This window comes from Bosea sp. 29B (genome assembly GCF_902506165.1).
GTDB lineage: Bacteria > Pseudomonadota > Alphaproteobacteria > Rhizobiales > Beijerinckiaceae > Allobosea.
The window spans coordinates 4262779-4278886 of record NZ_LR733817.1; the positions used below are offsets into that span (position 1 = coordinate 4262779).

Below are 16108 nucleotides of genomic sequence, written 5' to 3' on the forward strand. Positions count from 1 at the left end.
GGAAGAATTGCGGTCACGGTCTGCGCTGACGACTAGCGCGTGCTGACTTTCCACGGAACCACCCTCGTCATCCTGGGCGAGCGAAGCTCGGCCCGGGATCCATCGCAGGACTCCGGAGCCTTACGATGGATCCCGGAGCTGCGCGGCTTCGCCGCTGGTCCAGGATGGCGGTGTGGGTCCGAGCAAAATCCGAATGCTCTAAGCGGCCGGAGCAGGCTTCGACTGGGATTTGCTCGCGAGGGCGGTGCGCTCGGCCGCCATCGCCGTGATCAGGCGAGGATAGGCTTCCTGCATTGCCTCGCGAAAGGCTTCGAACGGCATCTCGTCATGGTCGCCGCGGTCGAGCACATAGTCCATGTGCTGCCGGCCGGTTGCATCGAAGGGCTGGAAGATCGAGTCCACGCTGCCGTCGAAATCGAGCGGCTCGACGTCGAAGCGGGCGCAGAAGGCAAGGTCGAAGGCTGGCGTCGCCTTGACCCAGCGGCCTTCGAAATGGAGCAGCGTATAGGCGTGCCAGCGGAAGACGTCGGTGCCCATCAGTTCGAGGATGCGCGGCGAGGCCAGGTGGTTGCGTACATCGGCGAAACCGACGCGCGCCGGAATGCCAGCTGCGCGGCAGACCGCGGCGAGCGTCACCGCCTTGGGCACGCAGAACGAGCCCTTCGCCTCCAGGCAGCGCGAGGCGACGAAGATGTCGCGCTCGATGCCGAAATAGCGGAGGTCGTAGGGGATCGCGTCGCGGACGGCGTAATAGAGCCGCACGGCGCGGTAGCGGTCGGGGCCAGTGCCGGCATGGCGGTCGACGAAGGCGCGAATCGCCGGCGCATTGGCGTCGATGAAGGGCGTCGCCTTCAACGCCCCGGCGAGCCTGTCGTCGCTCATCGCACCCTCCTGTTCGCGCCATGCTGCAGCCGCCAGGCGATCTGCGGCAGGCGGTCGGCGCCGAAGAAGCTCTCGCCGTCCAGCGTCACGAAGGGCACGCCGGTGACGCCAGCCGCGCCGGCTTCGTCGATCGCCTCGCCAAGGCGCTGGCGGCCCTCGGCCCCGTCGATCATGGCGCGGATCGCCTCCGGCGTCTCGCCGGCTAGGCACGGCAGGTCGGCGAGCACGGCCGGGTCGGCGATACTCTCAGCCCTGGCGAAGAAGGCCTCGAAGATCTCGGTCGCCAGTCGTAGCCCGTCCTGGTGCCGCGTCGCGGTCCAGGCATGGTGGAGCCGGCCGGCGAGATGGGCCGAGATCTGCAGTGGATCGGGGACCCGGAACGGCAGGCCGAAGAATTCGGCCGAGCGCGTCACGTCCTCGAGGAAATAGCGCCGCCGCGCCGGCGTCTCCAGCGGGTTGACGACGCCCTGCTGCTTGAACACCGCCCAAAGCAGGATCGGCCTGAGTTCCAGCACTCGGCCGTGCTCTTCGGCCAGCCGCGCCAGCGGACGAAGCGCGAAATAGGAATAGGGCGAGGCGAAATCGAGATAGAGGCGGAGCGTTCCCGGCATGGCCATCAGAACCGGAAGACGCCGTAGCCGGGCGGGCCGAGCGGCGCGTTCAGCGAGGCCGAGATCGCCACGCCGAGCGCATTGCGGGTGTCGAGTGGGTCGATGATGCCGTCGTCCCAGAGTTCCGAGGTCGAGTAATAGGCCGAGAGCTGCTCCTGATAGGCTTTGCGCGTCTCCTCCCAGAGCTGATCAATCTCGCTCTGGTCGACCGTTCCGCCATTGCGCTTCATCTGGTTGGCCTTGACCTCGGCCAGTGTGTTCGCCGCCTGGTCGCCGCCCATCACGCCGATCTGGTGGTTCGGCCAGGAGAACAGGAAACGCCCGTCGAAGGCGCGCCCGCACATGCCGTAATTGCCGGCGCCGAACGAGCCGTTGCACATCACCGTGAATTTCGGCACCCGCGAGCAGCTCTGCGCCATGATCATCTTGGCGCCGTCCTTGGTGATGCCGCGCCGCTCGTATTCGCGCCCGACCATGTAGCCGGTGATGTTCTGCAGGAAGACCAGCGGCGTGTTGTTCTGGTTGCAGAGCTCGATGAAATGGGCGCCCTTGATCGAGGAATCGTTGAAGAGCACGCCGTTGTTGGCGAGGATTCCGACCTTGAAGCCCCAGATGTTGGCGAAGCCGCAGACCAAGGTCGTGCCATAGTTCGGCTTGTATTCATGGAAGCGGCTGCCGTCGACGACGCGGGCGATGATCTCGCGCATGTCGAAGGCCTTCTTGATGTCGTCGGGCACGATCCCATAGATCTCGGCGGGGTCGTAGAACGGCTCCTCCGGCACCTCGCGCTGCGCCTCCCAGCGCGGTAGCCGGTCCCATTGCGAGACGATGTCACGGCCGATCTCGATGGCGTGCTCCTCGCTGTCGGCGGGATAGTCGCAGGTGCCCGAGACGCTGGTGTGCATCTCGGCGCCGCCGAGTTCCTCGACCGTGACGTCCTCGCCCGTCGCCGCCTTCACCAGAGGCGGGCCGCCCAGGAAGACCGCGCCGGTGCCGCGCACGATGACGCTGTAATCGGAGAGCCCCGGGATATAGGCGCCGCCGGCCGTGCAATGGCCGAAGACGAGGGCGAGCTGCTTCACGCCCATCTTCGACAGCATGGACTGATTGCGGAAGATCCGCCCGCCCATGTAGCGGTCGGGGAACAGCTCCGACTGCAATTGCAGGAAGCCGCCGGCGGAATCGCAGAGATGGACGACCGGCAGCCGGTTCTCCATGGCGATGTCGAGCGCGCGGACGATCTTCTTGACCGTGAGGGGATACCAGGCCCCGCCCTTCACCGTCGGGTCGTCGGCACGGATCATCACCTCGCGGCCGGAGACCATGCCGATGCCGACGATCGAGCTGGCCGAGGGCGATTCCCCGCCATAGGCCATGTTGGCCGCGAGCGAGGACAGTTCGAGAAAGGGTGTGCCGGGGTCGAGCAGCATCTCGATGCGCTTGCGCTGCGGCATCTTCTGCTGGCGGGCGAGCCGGTCGAGGTCGCGCTGCGGGCGGGCATGGCGCGCCGCCTCCTGCTTTGCCTTGAACTCGGCGACGAGGCGGCGGTTATGCGCCTCGTTGCGGCGGAAATCGGCGGAGGCGGTGTTGATCGAGGATTGCAGTCTGGACATCGGGTCAGCCTTCCGCCGGAGCCGCGAGACGGGCGAGAACGGCGTCCTTGTCGAAGCCTTCGCCCTCGCGCGCCGCGATCTCGGCGATCTCGCCGTCGCGCGGCGCATCGAGTTTCATCTGCAGCTTCATGCTTTCGATCGTGACGATGGTCTCGCCGCGCTGGACGCTGTCGCCGACGCGCTTGTGGACCACGATGACCGTGCCCGGCATCGGCGCGCGCACGACGTTCGCGCCGCCGCCGCCGGAGGCTTCGGCTGCGGCATCGAGCCGGCGCAGCGCGAAGCTGCGCCCATTCAGGCGGATGATGGCGCCATCGGCGCTGCCAGCGCGGGCGAAGGCGACCGGCTCGCCGTCGACAGTCAGCCGGTGGCTGCCATCGCCGGCCTCGTCGAGGCTTTCCACGACATGCCGGCGGCCGTCGACAGAGAGCACCAGATGCGGCCGGCGCGCCAGGATCGTGACGTGGTGGACGGTGCCGTCGAGATCGAGCTTGAGGACCATGCTCAGTTCCTCCAGGGCCCGATCGAGGCGTGTGGTTCGGGCACGCCGAGGATGAGATCGCGGAAATCGCGCAGGCCGATTGCCGCGGCGATCAGGACCTTGTCGCGCGTCGCATCATCCGGCTCGCCGGCGGCGAGCGCCGCCTTGTGCTGGACGATGAAGCCGGTGTGCAATTCGCCGGCGGCGAAGGCGGGGTGGCCGAGCACGCGGGCGAGGTAGTCGATATTGGTCTTGACCCCGAGCAAAGCGAAATCGTGCAGCACCGCGATGGCGCGCCGCGTCGCGCCGGCCCGGTCCGGCCCATGCGCGACGAGCTTGGCCAGCATCGGGTCGAAATCGGCGGTGACGCGCTGGCCGCGATCGAGCGCGTTCTCGAAGCGCAAGTAAGCGGCCTGCGGCGCATCGAGATGCAGGATCGTGCCGGTCTCCGGCAGGAAGTCGTGCTCGGGATCCTCGGCGCAGATCCGGCATTCGATGGCATGGCCACTCGCCGTTACGTCCTCCTGCGCGAAGGGCAGGTCGCGTCCGGCGGCGATCTCGATCTGCAGGCGTACGAGGTCGAGCCCGGTGATCATTTCGGTGACGGGGTGCTCGACCTGCAGGCGCGTGTTCATCTCCAGGAAGAAGAAGCGGCCATCGGCGCCGAGGATGTATTCGACCGTGCCGGCATTGCGGTAGTTCGCCGCTGCCGCAAGGCGGACGGCCGAGGCGCAGATCTCGTCGCGCAAGCCTGCCGGCAGGTTGGCGGCCGGCGCCTCCTCGATGATTTTCTGGAAGCGGCGCTGCACCGAGCATTCGCGTTCGAACAGATGGATCGCGCCACCCTTGCCGTCGCCGAAGACCTGCACCTCGATATGGCGGGGCCGCTCGACGAAGAGTTCGGCATAGACGCGGCCGTCGCCGAAATAGCGCTGAGCCTCGCTCGCGGCGAGACGGGCGGCGCCTTCGAGCTCGTCGGCAGAGCGCACGATGCTCATGCCCTTGCCGCCGCCACCCGCAGCCGCCTTGATCAGCAGCGGGAAGCCGATCTGCGTCGCCTGGCGGGTGAATTCGGCAAGGTCCTGCGTCGGCATCACCGAGGGCGCCACCGGCACGCCGTGATCGGCGGCGAACTGGCGTGCCGAGATCTTGTCGCCCATCAGCGCGATCGTGTCGGCGTCAGGTCCGATGAAGGTGATTCCGGCTTCGGCCACCGCGCGGGCGAAGCGCGCGTTCTCGGAGAGGAAGCCATAGCCCGGATGGATCGCATCGGCGCCGACCGCGCGCGCGGCGTCGACGATCTGGGCGATGTCGAGATGGGCGGCGACCGGCGTTTCCCCGGAAATCTCGATCGCCTGGTCGGCTTCGCGCACATGCCGGGCGCGGGCCTCGACCGGGTGGTGGATCGCGACCGAGGCGATGCCCATCTCGCGCAGCGTCCGGATCACCCGGCAGGCGATCTCGCCGCGATTGGCGATCAGGACCTTGCGGAACGGCGGGTTGTCGTCCGGAGCCGTCATCATGCGTCGCCTGTGATCTTGAGGCCGTGAAGGGGGCCGCCCGGCGCAAGCCAGGCGGCGGGGACGGGCACGGGCAGGCTCATCAGCACCTGCGCCATCGCCTTGCCCTGCGGATCATGCCGCAGCGAGGCGATGCCGCCGCCGCCGAGCGCGCGATGCATCACAAGGTTGAAGCCGCCGAGGCCCGGCCAGTCGAAGCGCTCGACCTTGCCCTGGACATGGTGGGCGAAGTGCCTGCCGACTGCCTCCGGCGTCAGCGCGCGGCGCAGCCAGGGCAGGAAGGCGGCATCGCGCGCGATCACGCCGATATTGGCGATGTCGCCCTTGTCGCCGCTGCGGCCGAAGGCGAGGGCGACGAGCGGGACGGTGGCTGTCTCGCCAGCGACCTCCGAAACATCCGCGCCTGCGCTGGCAGGCGAGGGGGCGTTCGTGGCCGCTACAGGGATATGCGCCGGCACCGGCAGGTTCGTCTCGTCGAAGCTGACGGTCGGCTGCAATTGCGCCTTGTCGATCAGGAAGGAGAATAGCCGGATCACCGGCTGCGGCTCGGGCCGGCCGCCGGCGAAGCCGGTCAGGCTCTGCGCCATCGCGGTCGCGGCCGGATAGATCTCGCGGGCGAATATCTGCAGCGCTTCCTTGGAAGGATGGCGCACGCCGATCTTGAGCACGACCTCACGCGTCGCCCGCGCCCTGCTTCCGGCGCCATAGCTCGCCTCGGCACCAAGCGTCTCGACCGATGTTTCGGCGAAATCAGGGAAACCGGCCGCGCGGATCAATCGGCCGCAGCGGGCAAGGATCGCCTTGGCAACCGCTTCCGCCCGCTCGGCAGCATCATCGCCGACGATCATCATCGTCGCCGCGCAGCGATAGCCGTCGGCATAGGTGGCGCTGACCTTGTAGCTTGCTGACGGCGCCCGTCCGCGCGCACCGGCAACTCGGACGCGATCCGGGCCGGACGCCTCAAGCGTCACCTGCGACCAGTCGCAAGTGACATCGGGCAGCATATAGGCGGCGGGATCGCCGACCTCGTAGACCACCTGCTCGGCGATGGTGGCAGGGCTGATGCGCCCGCCGGTGCCCTCGGGCTTGCCGATCTCGAAGCTGCCATCGGCGCGGCAATCGGCGAAGGGGAAGCCCATATCGGCCCAGTCGCCGGCGATTTCGCGCCAATCGGTGACGATGCCGCCGGTCGCCTGCGCGCCGCATTCGAGGATATGGCCGGCGAGGCTCCCCGCCGAGAGCCGGTCGTAATCCTCGACCGTCCAGCCGAATTCATGGATCAGCGGGCCGAGCACCACGGCCGAGTCGACGCAGCGCCCGGTCACCACGACATCGGCGCCCGCCGCGAGCGCGGCGGCGATCGGGAAGGCGCCGAGATAGGCGTTGATGCTGGCGATCCTGTCGGGGAAGGGCGCGCCGGAGAACATCTCGATGACGCCGGCAGCGCGCAGGCGCTCGGCTTCGCCCGAGAGGTCGTCGCCGGTGACGATCGCGACCTTGAGCTCGACGCCGACCTCCTTGAAGGCGGCGAGCAACGCGTCGCGGCAGGCTTCCGGATTGACGCCGCCGGCATTTGTGACGACGCGGATGCGCTTCTGCGCGATTTCGCGGGCGAGCGGCTTCATCACCAGCGAGACGAAGTCGGTGGCATAGCCGAGCGCCGGGTTCTTCGCCTTCATCCGGGCGAGGATCGACATGGTGATCTCGGCCAGATAGTCGAGCACGAGATAGTCGATACCGCCCTGCCGGACGAGTTGGCGCGGCCCCTCCGGGCTGTCGCCCCAGAAGCCGGCGCCGCAGCCGATGCGGATGCTCTCCTTCATGGCGCTCACCGCCCGGTCCAGGCCGGGGTACGCTTCTCCGCAAAGGCAGCGAAGCCCTCGCGCGCATCCTCGGTGCGAGCCATGTTCGCCAGCATGAACTGGGCGTATTCGAGCGCCGTATCGGTCGACATCTCGCGGATCTTGGCGAGGCTCTGCTTGCCCAGGCGAATGCCGGTCGGCGATTTGTCGACAAGCCGGCCGACCAGCCACGCGGTCTTCGCATCGAGCTCATCAGCCGGCACGGCGTAGTTGACGATCGCGCCAGCTTCCGGATCGCCCGCCTTGATGGTCTCGCCGGTGAGGCAGAGCTCCATCAGCCGGCGATAGGGCAGGACCCGCATCAGATAGGGCAGGATCATCATCGGGAAGAGCCCGACCTTGACCTCGGTCACGCCGAGCAGGACGTCGTCGCGCGCCACGACCAGATCGCAGGCGCAGATCAGGCCGAAGCCGCCAGCCAGCGCATGGCCGTTGACCCGCGCCACCAATGGCAGCCGGCAGGCATCCATCCGGCGCAGCAGGCCGGCGACGTAGTGGCGGGGATCGGCCGCCTCGATGGTGAAGGGCGTTCCGTCCGTGTTCGGCTTGAGGTCGCCGCCGGCGCAGAAGGCCTTGTCACCGGCGCCGGTCAGGATGACCGCGCGCACCTCGGGATCGGCCTCGGCCTGGTCGAGTGCGGCGACGATGCCCTCGGCAACCGCCTCGTTCAGGGCGTTGCGGCGGCTCTCGCGATTGATCGTGACGACCAGCGCCGCGCCTTCGCGTCGGGTGATGACCTCTTCGCTCACGGTTCCATCCCTGCGCGGCTCGCTGAGGGAGCCTTCGCTCAATAAATGATTTCAATTCATTTGAGCTGTCAATAGCCGTTCCCGAGCCAGGGTATGTGAAACAGTGCTCAAATGGATTATCTGATTTTGCTGAGGCAACCGTGCGTTGACAGTGTTGCGCGTCACTGATGAAATAGGCTCAATAAGATCGAGGCACCGAATGGTGCGATGCTCGCACCGCTGCGTGACGAGGCGAGGGAGGAGATCAACGTGAACGCCGTGAACGGTAGCAACCGCGCCAATGCCTTCGGTCTCGACGAGGAGCAGAATGCGATCCTCGACGGCGCCGACCGCTATGCCCGCGCCGAGCTCTATCCGCTGTCGCAACGCATGGACGACGAGGAGTGGTGGCCGGACGAGGCCTTCCGGCATATCGGCGCCAGCGGCTTCCTCGGCGCGACCATCCCCGAGCAATATGGCGGGGCGGGGCTCGACCTGCTTCAGGCCGGACTGGTGCTTCAGGGCTTCAGCCGCTGGAACCACGCCATGGCGCTCTCGGTCGTCGCCCATGACAACCTCTGCGCCAACAACATCTATCGCAATGGCAATGAGGAGCAGCGGCGGAGATATCTGCCCGATCTCTGCTCCGGCAGGACGATCGGCGCGCTCGGCCTGACCGAGCCGGGGGCAGGCTCCGACGCGCTCGGCTCGATGCGCACCACGGCGCGCCGCGAGGGCGATCACTACATCCTCAACGGCAGCAAGATCTTCATCACCAACGGCCCGGTTGCCGACGTGCTCCTGGTCTACGCCAAGACCGACAGGGAGCGCGGCGCCCACGGCATCTCCGCCTTCATCGTCGAGAAGGACTTTCCCGGCTTCAAGGTTGCGCAGAAGCTGGTGAAGATGGGCTATCGCGGCAGCCAGACGGCGGAGCTGCTGTTCGAGGATTGCCGCGTCCCGGCCGCCAATCTCGTCGGCGCCGAGAATCAGGGCGTCGCCATCGTGATGAGCGGGCTCGACCTCGAACGGGCTATGATCTCGCCGCTCTGCCTCGGCGTCGCCGAGCGGGCGCTCGACCTTTCGATTGACTACGCCAAGACGCGCAAGCAGTTCGGCAAGCCGATCGGCGCCTTCCAGATGGTCCAGTCGATGCTGGCCGAGATGTATGTGCTGGTCGAGACCATGCGCAGTTTCAGCTATCGCACGCTGGCCGAGGCTGCGCCGCTCGAAGTCGGCGGCGGCGGGCGCGGCGACATCCATCGCTTGACCGCGGCCTCGGTGATGTATGCGGCGCAGGCCTGCCACGATGTCCTCGACAGGGCCGTGCAGGTCCATGGCGGCGCCGGCTATATCTGGGAATCGGAGATCAACCGGCTCTTCCGCAGCACCAAGCTGCTCGAGATCGGCGCCGGCACCACCGAAGTCCGCAAGATGATCATCGCCGGCGAATTGCTGAAGGGGATGGACCGCCATGGCTGAGCCGGTCATCGATGCCAGCGAGCTCGGCCTGGACGATGCCGATCTCGCCGTGTTGCTGACGGTCTACGGGCCGGAGGCCTTCGCCGGCAAAACCGTCCTGATCTCGGGCGGCGCCGGTGGCATCGGCCGGGCCACTGCCTGGCTGCTCGGCCGGATCGGTGCGCAGGTCATCATCGCCGGGCGCGACGAGGGCAGGCTGGAGGCAGCGGCTGCGGCGATGCGCGCCGCGGGGCTGAAGGCTGCGGGCAGGACAGTGAATGTCCGCGATCCCGCGACGATCGTGGCGCTGCACGATTGGATCGCCGCCGAATTCGGCGGCATCGACATCCTCGTCAACAGCGCCGGCGGCCAGTTCCCGCAGGCCGCGATCGATTTCTCGACGAAGGGCTGGAATGCCGTCGTCGACACCAATCTCAACGGCACCTGGTATATGATGCAGGAGGCCGCCCGGCGCTGGCGCGACGCGAAGCGGCCGGGCAGTATCGTCTCGATCGTGGTGGTGACGCGCCAGGGCCTGCACGGCGTCGCCCATACCATCGCGGCACGTGCCGGCGTAGTCGGTTTGACCCAGGCGCTGGCGGTCGAATGGGCGCCGCTCGACATCAGGGTGAACTGCATCGCGCCGGGCGCGATCGAGACGCCGGGCTGGCGCGTCTATGCTCCCGAGCAGATCAAGGCCTATCCGCGCTCCAATCCGATGATGCGCACCGCGACGACCTGGGAGGTCGCGGAGGCCTGCGCCTATCTCTGCGGCCCGGCCGCGGCCTATGTCACCGGCGAGGTGCTCCACGTCGCCGGCGGCGCGCAACTCTGGGGCGAGACCTGGACGATCCCGCGCCCGGCCTTCTTCGATGGCCCGGGCAGCACTGGCGGGTAGGTGATGATCTCAGCGCGGCCGAGCGGAAGCGGGCTTCGCCGGGACAATCCCGGCCGCAGCTTCGAGCCGGGCCGTCGCCGTCTCCAGCCGGGCGACCACGCTCTCCATCGGGGAAGCCGCCTCGCTGTCGAGCGCCAGGCCGTGATGCACCAGATTGGTGATTGCGTCAGCCATCTCGGCCGGGTCGAAATCGCCTTCGCCACGCAGGAAGGCCCAGGTGCGATGCTCGATGCAGCCGAAGACCAGGTCGCGCACCAGGCTCGGCGAGGTCTCGGGCCGCAGATCGCCAGCGGCAATGCCGACCTTGACCACGTCGACCAGGCGATTGGTGTAGGCGCGGTTCAGCTCGAACAGATGCGAGCCGCGATAATCGGGTGCCGGCCGGATCTCCTGGAACATCAGGCGCGACAGCGCCGGGTCGCGGTGGATCGAGGTGAGGTGGGTGTAGACGATGAAGCGGATCTGGTTCCAGCTGCCGCGCACTGCGGCGAACTGCTCGGCATCGTCGCGCAGCATCTCCTCGAACCAGTGTTCGACGACCTTGACCAGCAATTCGCGCTTGTTGGCGAAGAAGCGGTAGATGCTGCCCTCGACCACGCCGGCGCGCAGCGCGATGTCGGTGATCAGCGCGTCGTTATAGCCCTTCTCGACGAAGACCTCCTTGGCCGCGGCCATGATGTCGGAGATGCGCCGCTCGGGCGGGAGCCGGTTGACCTGGCGCTTCAGGGCATTGCGGGGCGGCATCGATGATCCTTGCTGAGGCGAAGCGGCGGCGCGCTGGCGGGCCTCGTAGAGCCTGTCGAGGGGTTTGCGCAACGCCGGGTCGTCGCTGCCTGCGTCGTGACGCTTCAGTCGCGTCCCGGCATTGCCCTAATAAATATCATTCATCACTATCGCGCCGCAAGCAGGAACGCGAGGTACGCCGGAAGGCCGGCCGAGACGCTGTCGCTGCGTATTCGGACTGGATGGCCATGTCGGGTTTCGCAGGTGAGGAGGCTCGCGGAAGGGCTGCTAAGTCGCGTTCATTGTGTTGGCGTCCGGGCGCGGACCGGGAAGTGTCGTGTTGTCAGGGGAGGGATCCTTGCAGTTGCCTGCCGCTTTCGCCGGACGCCTGCGCGTTCCCGTCATCGCCGCGCCGATGTTCCTGATCTCGGGACCGGACCTTGTCGTGTCCTGCTGCTGCAATGGCGTCGTCGGCAGCTTTCCGGCGCTCAATCAGCGGACCACGGCCGGCTTCGCCGACTGGCTCGATGAGATATCGGAGCGACTGGGCGGAGCGGGTGATACCGCGCCCTTCGGTGTCAACCTGGTGGTCCATCGCAGCAACCCGCGGCTGGAGGCCGATCTTGCAGTCGTGATCGAGCGCAAGGTGCCGCTGGTCATCACCTCGCTCGGTCTCAACCGCGACCTGATCAAGGCCGTGCATGGCTATGGCGGATTGGTCTTCCATGACGTGATCAATCTCGCCTTCGCCGCCAAGGCGGCCGACGCGGGCGTCGACGGGCTGATCGCCGTCTCGGCCGGGGCCGGTGGTCATGCCGGGCCGCTGAATCCCTTTGCGGCATTGGCCGATATCCGCCGCATCTTCGACGGCACGCTGGTGCTCGGCGGGGCGCTGAGCACTGGTGCCCAGGTCGCGGCGGCCCGGATGGCGGGTGCGGACATGGCCTATCTCGGCACGCGCTTCATGGCGACGAAGGAGAGCATGGCGCCGCAGGCGCTGCGGTCCATGCTGCTCGACGCATCGGCCGCCGACATCGTCTACACCCCGGCGATCAGCGGCGTGCACGGAAATTTCCTGCGCCCGAGCATCGTTGCGGCGGGGCGCGATCCCGACGATTTCAGCAAGCCTGCGAGCTATGATTTCGGCGCGACGGAAGCCAAGGCCTGGCGCGATATCTGGGCGGCGGGGCAGGGCGTCGGCACGATCGATGACCTGCCTGCGGCAGCCGATCTTTGCCGGCGATTGGCTGATGAATACGAGGGCGCGCTGGCTGGTGCCGCTCGCCTGTCGTGCCGGGTGGCTGATCAGCCGGTGGGCTGAGCCGGGTTCATTGAGCTGGGGATCGGGGACGGGTGTCGAATGGTGTGGCTGGTTGGCGCGAAAGGGGTACTTCGGGCGGACTCGTGCGAAAATTCGCAGCTGCCGACAGGGTGGAATCCGGTCGGCGAAAGAGTTGACAGCACAAGATGAATTCTATTCATTAGCTGTATCGAGCTGACGCATATTGAGCCAACAAGCCAGCGCAGCGGGGAGGATGCCGTGGGAGTCAACGCCGTTCGCGCGGCGGCGCCATATGCGCGCCGGGTGCCCGCAGATGTCGCGGTTGGGGTCGTCGAGTGCGGCCTTCCAGCCGGCCGTTCCGGGTGTCTCGAATGAATGAGATTCAATACCGCTCCGCCGCGAGCGTCGCAGGCGCGCCCGTCGCGCTGTCCTGCACCGGGATTGAGCGCGTCTTCGGTGGCCTGCGGGCGCTGAAGGGCGTCTCGCTCGACGTCCGGCAGGGCGAGATTCTAGGCCTCGTCGGCCCGAACGGCTCGGGCAAGACCACCATGGTCAACGTTATTACCGGCTTCTACCCGCCCAATGCCGGCAAGGTCAGCCTGTTCGGCGAGGACATCACCGCGCTGAAGCCGCATCGCGTCGCCGCCCGCGGCGTCGCCCGCACCTTCCAGAACCTGGCCCTGTTCAAGGGCATGAGCGTCCTCGACAACATCCTGATCGGCCGCCACACCCACATGAAGCCGAGCGCGCTCGGGGCGCTGTTCTACTGGTGGTGGGCGGAGCGCGAGGAACTGGCGCACCGGCGTGTCGTCGAAGAGATGATCGAGTTCATGCAGCTGCAGGACATCCGCGACGAGCCGGTCGAGGTCATCCCGCTCGGCCTGCAAAAGCGCGTCGAGCTGGCGCGCGCGCTCGTCGCCGAGCCGCGCCTGCTGATCCTGGACGAGCCCATGGCCGGCATGAACCAGGAGGAGAAGGAATACATCGCCCGCTTCATCCTCGACGCGCGTGAGGCGCACGGCGTCACCACCCTGATCATCGAGCATCACATGGACGTGGTCACCTCGATCTGCGACCGCGTCGTCGTCCTGAGCTATGGCGAGGTGATTTCGGAAGGCGAGCCGCAGGCGGCGATCTCGCATCCGAGCGTGGTCAGCGCCTATCTCGGCGAGCGCGCCGCCAAGCGCCATCAGGCCGGGAGCGCGGCATGACGGTGGCTCCGGGCAAGATCGGGGAGGGTGCCCATTGGCCGGTCGCGGCCAATGGCGAGCCGGCGACGCTGATCGCAGCGCTCGCCCGCAACGCCGCCGAGTTCGGCGACCGCGTCGCCTTCCGCGAGCGGCGCTACGGCATCTGGCAGGAGCAGAACTGGCGCGAGGTCTTCGCGGAGATCGCCGCCATGGCGGCTGGTCTCGAGGAGGCAGGGCTGGTCGCCGGCGCCGCGATGACCGTGATCGGCGACAACCGCCCGCGGCTCTATTACGCCATGCTCGCCGCCAACATGCTGCGTGCCTTTCCGTCGCCGGTCTTCCCGGATGTGCCGCTGGAAGAGTTGATCGTCGCGACCCGGCATGGCGCGCCGCCCGTCGGCATTGCCGAGGACCAGGAGCAGGTCGACAAGCTGCTGCAGCTCCGCGACGCGACCGGCCGTGTCGCCACCATCCTCTATGACGACGAGCGCGGCCTCGACGGCTACGATCAGCCCGGGCTGATGTCTCTCGATGCGCTCGTGGAAAAGGGGCGCGCGCGGCTGGCACGCGAACCCGACCTCCTCCGGCGCTTCGTCGACGGGCCGCGGGCCGACGACATCTCGGTGCTGCTGCATTCGTCGGGCACGACCGGCCTGCCCAAGGGCATCCCGTTGCGCCACCGCAACGTCACCGGCGGCCTGCTCAATGCCGGCGCGAGCGGCTATTTCCACAAGCACGAGGAACTCTACGCCTATCTGCCCACCGCCTGGGTCGGCGACTTCGTCTTCACGCTCGGCGCCGGCATGATGATGGCGGCGACGATCAACATCCCGGAACGCCAGGAGACGGTGATGCGCGACCTGCGCGAGGTCTCGCCGACCTTCTATCTCGCCGCGCCGCGCGCCTGGGACCAGATGCTGACCCGCGTCCAGGTCGGCATGAAGAACTCGACGCCGTTCAAGCGCTGGCTGTTCGAGACCACGATGGAGCGCGCCGTCGGCTTCGAGCGCAAGCGCCTGTCCGGGGGCTCGCTGACGCTGAAGGAGAAGCTGCTCGACGCGGTCGGCAACGTGCTGGTCTATGCGCCGCTGCGCGACCTTCTCGGGCTTGGCCGGGCCGAGCGCGCCTTCACCGGCGGCGAGGCGCTCGGCGAGGACACGTTCCTGTTCTTCCGCGCGCTCGGCATCAAGCTGAAGCAGTTCTACGGCCAGACCGAGACCTGTGCGCTGACGGCGGCGCAGACCGAAGGGCAGGTCAAGCTCCACACGGTCGGCCGCCCGATGGAGGGTAGCGAGATCAGGATCGACGACAGCGGCGAGATCCTGGTGCGCTCCACGTCGGTGGTCGACGGCTACTATGACGACCCCGACAGCAGCGCCAAGGCGCTGGTCGATGGCTGGCTGCACACCGGCGATGCCGGGCGCATCGACGAGGATGGCCAGCTCGTCGTGCTCGGCCGCGTCAGCGAGGTCGTGCGCACCGCCTCGGGCGAGCGCTACATCCCGAACTTCATCGAGAACCGGCTGAAGTTCAGCCCTTATATCCGCAATGTCGCGGTGATCGGGGCCGGGCGCGACCAGCTCACCGCGATCGTCTGCATCGATTTCGACGCGGTCGGCCACTGGGCCGAGGAGCGCGGCATCTCCTACACCTCCTATGCCGAGCTCTCGCAGAAGCCGGAGGTGCAGGCGCTGATCGGCCAGGTGGTGAGGCACGTCAACGGCACCCAGCCCAACGGCCTGCGCGTCCGGCGCTTCTCCAATCTGCACAAGGATTTCGACGCCGACGACGGCGAGATCACCCGCACCCGCAAGCTGCGCCGCAACGTCATCGAGACGACCTACGCCTCGCTGATCGACGCACTTTATGGCGGGATCTCCGAGACCGTCTTCGACGCCACCATCGCCTACGAAAACGGGGAGCGCGGCGTGATCCGGCGGACGCTCAAGATCAGTGAGGTCGTCGCCTGATGGACTGGATCCTGCTCGCGGAACTCTCGACCAACGGCGTCTTCGTCGGCCTGATGTACGCGCTGGTCTCGCTCGGCATCGTGCTGATCTACAAGACCTCCGGCACCGCCAATCTCGCCCAGGGCGCGATCGCCATGACCGGCGGCTATGTCACCTGGGCGCTCGCCACCCTCGTCGGCCTGCCGATCTGGCTCGCGATCCCGGCCGCGCTCGTCGGCATGTTCGGCTTCGGCCTGCTGATGGAGCGCATCGCGCTGCGCCGGATGATCGGCCAGCCGGTGATCATGACGATCATGCTGACGCTCGGCGTCGAGATCATGCTGCGTGGCCTGCTGCCGGGCATCTTCGGCGCCGCAGTGAAGCGCCTCGACATCGGCATGCCGCAGCAGCCGCTCTTCGTCGGAGAGCTCCTGCTCAACCGCTCCACGATGATCGGCGGCTCGATCTCGCTGCTGCTGATCCTGCTCTCGCTGTTCTTCTTCAACTCGCGCTTCGGCGTGGTGATGCGCGCCGTCGCTGACGACCAGACCGCTTCCTGGTCGGTCGGCATCAGGGTCGAGCGTGCGATCGCCGTCGCCTGGGGGCTTGCCGCCGTCTCCGCTACCGCCGCCGGCGTGCTCTGGGGCAGCACGCAGGGCATCGACTGGTCACTTTCGCTGCTGCTGATCAAGGCGCTCGCCATCGCCATCCTCGGCGGGCTCGACTCGATCCCGGGCGTGCTCGTTGCCGGCGTCATCGTCGGCGTGGCCGAGAGCCTCGCCACCGGCGTCCTCGATCCGCTGGTCGGCGGCGGCTCGCGCGACGTGGTCGCGGCCGTGATCATCCTGGTGACGCTCCTGCTCAAGCCACACGGCCTGTTCGGCCGCCACCATATCGAGAGGGTCTGA

The 16108-nt window shown here is 67.5% G+C and carries 14 protein-coding genes; 6 read left to right on the forward strand and 8 right to left on the reverse strand.

What is annotated here, in order from left to right; genetic code table 11:
* Positions 1 to 198 precede the first annotated feature (198 nt).
* From GV161_RS20755 to GV161_RS20785, 7 genes are read right to left on the reverse strand one after another with little or no spacing between them, the layout of a single operon-like run.
* On the reverse strand, positions 199 to 882 hold the full coding sequence (locus tag GV161_RS20755) for a transglutaminase-like domain-containing protein (RefSeq protein ID WP_152014089.1): 684 nt from the start codon (positions 880 to 882) through the stop codon (positions 199 to 201).
* Positions 879 to 1493: a 2-hydroxychromene-2-carboxylate isomerase gene (locus GV161_RS20760; RefSeq protein ID WP_159650333.1), complete on the reverse strand. Its 615-nt coding sequence runs from the start codon at positions 1491 to 1493 to the stop codon at positions 879 to 881. The genes GV161_RS20755 and GV161_RS20760 overlap by 4 nt, the downstream gene beginning before the upstream one ends.
* A 5-nt stretch (positions 1494 to 1498) precedes the next feature.
* Positions 1499 to 3106, reverse strand: coding sequence for a carboxyl transferase domain-containing protein (locus GV161_RS20765; protein ID WP_152014091.1), 1608 nt, complete (start codon positions 3104 to 3106; stop codon positions 1499 to 1501).
* Positions 3107 to 3110: 4 nt separating this feature from the next.
* Positions 3111 to 3608: an acetyl-CoA carboxylase biotin carboxyl carrier protein subunit gene (locus tag GV161_RS20770; RefSeq protein WP_152014092.1), complete on the reverse strand. Its 498-nt coding sequence runs from the start codon at positions 3606 to 3608 to the stop codon at positions 3111 to 3113.
* A gap of 2 nt (positions 3609 to 3610) precedes the next feature.
* Complete coding sequence (locus tag GV161_RS20775) at positions 3611 to 5107, reverse strand: biotin carboxylase N-terminal domain-containing protein (RefSeq protein ID WP_152014093.1); 1497 nt, start codon at positions 5105 to 5107, stop codon at positions 3611 to 3613.
* Positions 5107 to 6930, reverse strand: coding sequence for an acyclic terpene utilization AtuA family protein (locus GV161_RS20780; protein ID WP_152014903.1), 1824 nt, complete (start codon positions 6928 to 6930; stop codon positions 5107 to 5109). Before GV161_RS20780 ends, GV161_RS20775 begins: the two co-directional genes overlap by 1 nt.
* A 5-nt stretch (positions 6931 to 6935) precedes the next feature.
* Entirely contained in the window at positions 6936 to 7718 is a 783-nt protein-coding gene (locus GV161_RS20785; protein WP_152014094.1) for an enoyl-CoA hydratase-related protein, read from the reverse strand.
* Between the two features lie 207 nt (positions 7719 to 7925).
* Between GV161_RS20785 and GV161_RS20790 the strand changes: the two genes are divergently transcribed.
* Positions 7926 to 9179: an acyl-CoA dehydrogenase family protein gene (locus tag GV161_RS20790; RefSeq protein WP_152014095.1), complete on the forward strand. Its 1254-nt coding sequence runs from the start codon at positions 7926 to 7928 to the stop codon at positions 9177 to 9179.
* Positions 9172 to 10056 (forward strand): SDR family oxidoreductase, encoded by an 885-nt coding sequence (locus GV161_RS20795; protein WP_152014096.1) that lies wholly within the window; start codon positions 9172 to 9174, stop codon positions 10054 to 10056. Before GV161_RS20790 ends, GV161_RS20795 begins: the two co-directional genes overlap by 8 nt.
* A gap of 9 nt (positions 10057 to 10065) precedes the next feature.
* Here the strand turns inward: GV161_RS20795 and GV161_RS20800 are convergent, their stop codons facing one another.
* Positions 10066 to 10800: a TetR/AcrR family transcriptional regulator gene (locus GV161_RS20800; protein WP_152014097.1), complete on the reverse strand. Its 735-nt coding sequence runs from the start codon at positions 10798 to 10800 to the stop codon at positions 10066 to 10068.
* A gap of 337 nt (positions 10801 to 11137) precedes the next feature.
* Between GV161_RS20800 and GV161_RS20805 the strand changes: the two genes are divergently transcribed.
* The 4 genes from GV161_RS20805 (at position 11138) to GV161_RS20820 (ending at position 16108) form a co-directional block, all read left to right on the forward strand.
* The gene (locus tag GV161_RS20805) at positions 11138 to 12100 is read left to right on the forward strand and encodes a nitronate monooxygenase family protein (RefSeq protein WP_152014098.1); all 963 of its coding nucleotides are present in this window, start codon (positions 11138 to 11140) and stop codon (positions 12098 to 12100) included.
* Between the two features lie 332 nt (positions 12101 to 12432).
* Positions 12433 to 13272: an ABC transporter ATP-binding protein gene (locus GV161_RS20810; RefSeq protein ID WP_152014099.1), complete on the forward strand. Its 840-nt coding sequence runs from the start codon at positions 12433 to 12435 to the stop codon at positions 13270 to 13272.
* Entirely contained in the window at positions 13269 to 15221 is a 1953-nt protein-coding gene (locus tag GV161_RS20815; RefSeq protein ID WP_152014100.1) for an AMP-binding protein, read from the forward strand. Before GV161_RS20810 ends, GV161_RS20815 begins: the two co-directional genes overlap by 4 nt.
* Positions 15221 to 16108 carry a branched-chain amino acid ABC transporter permease gene (locus tag GV161_RS20820; RefSeq protein ID WP_152014101.1) on the forward strand — a complete coding sequence of 296 codons (888 nt, stop codon included), beginning with the start codon at positions 15221 to 15223 and terminating at the stop codon, positions 16106 to 16108. The genes GV161_RS20815 and GV161_RS20820 overlap by 1 nt, the downstream gene beginning before the upstream one ends.